Origin of the sequence: Idiomarina sp. 28-8, from assembly GCF_000320945.2 — a bacterium.
Taxonomy (GTDB): domain Bacteria; phylum Pseudomonadota; class Gammaproteobacteria; order Enterobacterales; family Alteromonadaceae; genus Idiomarina; species Idiomarina loihiensis.
This window is the reverse complement of the sequence record NZ_DF266793.1, coordinates 216,430-219,606: the sequence shown is the minus strand read 5'-3', so window position 1 is coordinate 219,606 and position 3,177 is coordinate 216,430. Positions and strand designations below refer to the sequence as shown.

General features: G+C 38.1%; 2 protein-coding genes and 1 pseudogene. All 3 read right to left on the bottom strand.

The genetic code is table 11. From position 1 onward, the window contains the following. Positions 1-365: pseudogene (locus RJ32_RS13130) on the bottom strand (NAD(P) transhydrogenase subunit alpha); the annotation flags it as partial. Positions 366-615: 250 nt separating this feature from the next. Continuing rightward, positions 616-1,503, bottom strand: coding sequence for an HNH endonuclease (locus RJ32_RS13125; protein ID WP_034822821.1), 888 nt, complete (start codon positions 1,501-1,503; stop codon positions 616-618). Further along, complete coding sequence (locus RJ32_RS13120) at positions 1,500-3,077, bottom strand: ATP-dependent endonuclease (protein ID WP_034822818.1); 1,578 nt, start codon at positions 3,075-3,077, stop codon at positions 1,500-1,502. Before RJ32_RS13120 ends, RJ32_RS13125 begins: the two co-directional genes overlap by 4 nt. Between the last annotated feature and the right edge of the window lie 100 nt (positions 3,078-3,177).

Genomic DNA, 3,177 nt, shown 5'->3' with positions numbered 1-3,177 from the left:
TCTTCAAAAGCGATTAAAGTCTGTTTTCTATCAATGGCAATCTGGGTGACTTCTCGTTGTTGTGTGCAATGAGGATAACCCCAGAGTACGCCGCCGATACGCAATTGCTCAAAATCGGCAAGTACTGGTTTGGCGATAACAACGGTGTTCATGGTTTCTAACAACTCGTCTCTTGATGCCAATCCTCCCACCTGATCGTCGAGTTCAGCATCATCAATACCAAAGCGTTCGCCATAACCCGTTTCAAAAATGAGTTGCTTACGTATTTTTTCGGGGAGCCTCGATAAATGTTCCGGATGTATCGGCACGCGCCGTTCATCTTCCTTTTTAGAGCTGCCAATAACGCCTAATGAAGTCATATTCATGGTATTGCCTTGTGCTTGAGCGTTTGAACCAACAGTGGTTGGCAATTCTTACTGCAAGCGAGAATGAAATGTGCAGGTACTTTGATGTGGAGAATAGGTTTTGATTGTATATGAGAGAAGACTGGAGCTTGTGAACTTAAAAAAGCTATGCTGAGAGTGTAACACAGTTCGGGTTTTCTATCTGAATATTAAGAACCACCTTGTGAACTGACAATAAAGTTTGCACACTGAATTGAGAGCAAACATCAAACTACACCTCAAAAAAAGCGACTGAATCTACTAAGCATTGGTACATTACTTTTTTCCAATGATTAGCAAACTGGGTGGATTGTATTATTGGCATAAGGTATGACCGAATAAACTCCGTTTTGACCACATCAGGTGTTACTTGTGGTGCGATCCTCAATGCACTTTGTGTGAAAGCATTTTTTTGATCGATAACTTCACTTAGATGTTTTCCAGCTTCTAATCTATATCTGCTGGCTAAGTCTAGAGTATTAAAATGGTTTGCTGCTCTATTTTGGTCTTCCTGGCTCCATGTGTTGGGACAATTAACAAAAAAGCAAAACGCTCCATCATCTTCAGCAAGATACTCAGCAAAAACCCACTGCTCTTGATGAAAAATATCTTTATCAACATAGGGGTGAATCGCTTGTTCGTCGGAAATGGTCGCGAAAACTTGACCTTTTTCTCCCATATTGCAATCACGGCATGATGGTACTAAGTTTAATGGCATTATGGAAAACTCAGGGAAATGAGCTTTAGGCAAAAAATGGTCTAAATTCTTAGTATGGCCTATATCTCCACAAAATGGGCAACGCTCTCCGGAAGAGAGCAAAAGGGCATCATAATAATCTCTTGCAGGTTTGCTTTTATTACGTAAATTATTTTCATATAGGTTGACTAATTTTCTTTTTGTTAGGTGCCCTACCACTGGTGTTTCATTGGTTAAAGGATGTGTTTTGGGGTATGCATGCAAGTTGCCATCTTTGCTTAATTCTTGATACTGTTGCTCTTTATCATGAAAAACCTGAAACTCTGAAATAAAGCTTTTTCGGACATTAACTTGCTCCATTCCTTCCGCACACTTTGCCAGCATGCCATAGAAAGATATATTGGGAAGGTCGAGTCTTTTCATTGCGCTTTTTTTGCATCCCTACTTAAAACCATTGCTTTTAGAACGGTTCTGCCTTCTAAGCCTATTTGATTCTTATACTCTGATAATAGAGCATCATATGATGCTCCAGATTCAACGGATTTAGTTAAAAGCGAGTGATATCCAGAGTTTGCAACCTCAAGAGCAAAAACTTCACGAGTTAATACTCCAAGATTTTCGCCAAAAGTTTCTATTTCCGGCCTGTCAACAGATATAACCTCTCTAGAGCGGGTGACTTTCCACACGCATGATTTAGGTATTTCTTGAAGAACAACAGGGGAGTGAGTTGCGATTATTGCCACTCCATTTTTGAGATACAACAAATCACTCAAGGTGCGTAAAAATGAAGATAGAAGAGGTGGATGTAGATGACCCTCTGGCTCATCCAACAATACAAGAGATTTTTCACCAACTGTGTTAACTAATCTCGTTATGGTGAATAGTACGATTGCATGCCCCGAACTCATGCGCTGTAAGTAATTAGAAATATCTAGATAAAATAACTCTTCAAACTTCTCATTATCAGTTTGAATGTTTTTGTGCTTTTCTTTAAGGCTAACATATCGTGTATTAAGAATACTAAGCCCCATATTTTCAAAGTTTTTGTCGCTGCTCAAGTTATCGATAGCGTCAAGCCAAAGATCTTTTTTTTCCTCGTTACTTAGACAACCGATTAAAGCTGAAACAAAGTCTTTACGAAGATCAACTAGTGAGTTTAGCGCTTCACTATTTTCTCTATTTTTAAGACCTATATAAAAATACTTCGTTCCTTTAGCCGGGTCTGGTTGCTCATGAGGTGGAGTAAATGGATCAAATGCGCTAAAGGAGACTGAAACTAAGGAGCGAAAATAGCCATTAGGAATGCGAGATTCATTTAATATATCGCTTTCTGTAAAATAGCAGGACTCGTTATTAGGGTTAGTGATTGCATCAATCATACCGTTTAAAATAGTTGTTTTACCACAACCATTACGGCCGATAAAAGCATGAATATTTGTACTCGGGATTGAACCTACTTTAACTTTAAATGGTATTTTAAGGTCACAAAAACCATCGAAATTTTCCCTAACAAAACTAAAATCATAATCAGATAACTCAGCAAGACCGTTTAAGACTCTAGAAAACTGTCCATGCACGTCGGATAATGTCACCCCACGAAAAAGAGACGTGTTTAAGACTACTTCATCTTCAATTTCTTTGATTCTTTCAGGCTTATAAACAATATCTTCTAAAGAAATTAATACATCGCGCTTGAGCTGCGGGTCAAGCTTACTAAGGTTTTTGTAATATTCGACATCAGTTCCTAATGAGAAGTACTGGTCACTTAAATTCGAAAAATTCTTACCTAACGTTACATATGTAGCTTTATCAGTTGTCTGTCCCTTAAAAGCAATCTTCACATTGCCAATTTCATATTCATTTCCTTTCTCATCAAATACGGTCAAATAGAAAGCGGTAATGAAAGAGTAGTCATTCCAATAATCCACCTCTAAGTAAGCAGTATTCATGCTTGTAGGGGGTTTGCGTTCATTTCTATCTAAAACTATAAAATTCATCTATGCATCTCTCCATAAAACGCATTCACAACCGCATTCATTTTTTTCAGTCTTTACTTCTTAAAGTCATGACGTTTGACAATTGGGCAGCTTTAGGTTT

What these genes read in the sequence shown, in the direction of transcription:
- RJ32_RS13125 (WP_034822821.1), bottom strand. Translation starts at nt 1,503, where the DNA reads ATGAAAAGACTCGACCTTCCCAATATATCTTTCTATGGCATGCTGGCA.
- RJ32_RS13120 (WP_034822818.1), bottom strand. Translation starts at nt 3,077, where the DNA reads ATGAATTTTATAGTTTTAGATAGAAATGAACGCAAACCCCCTACAAGC.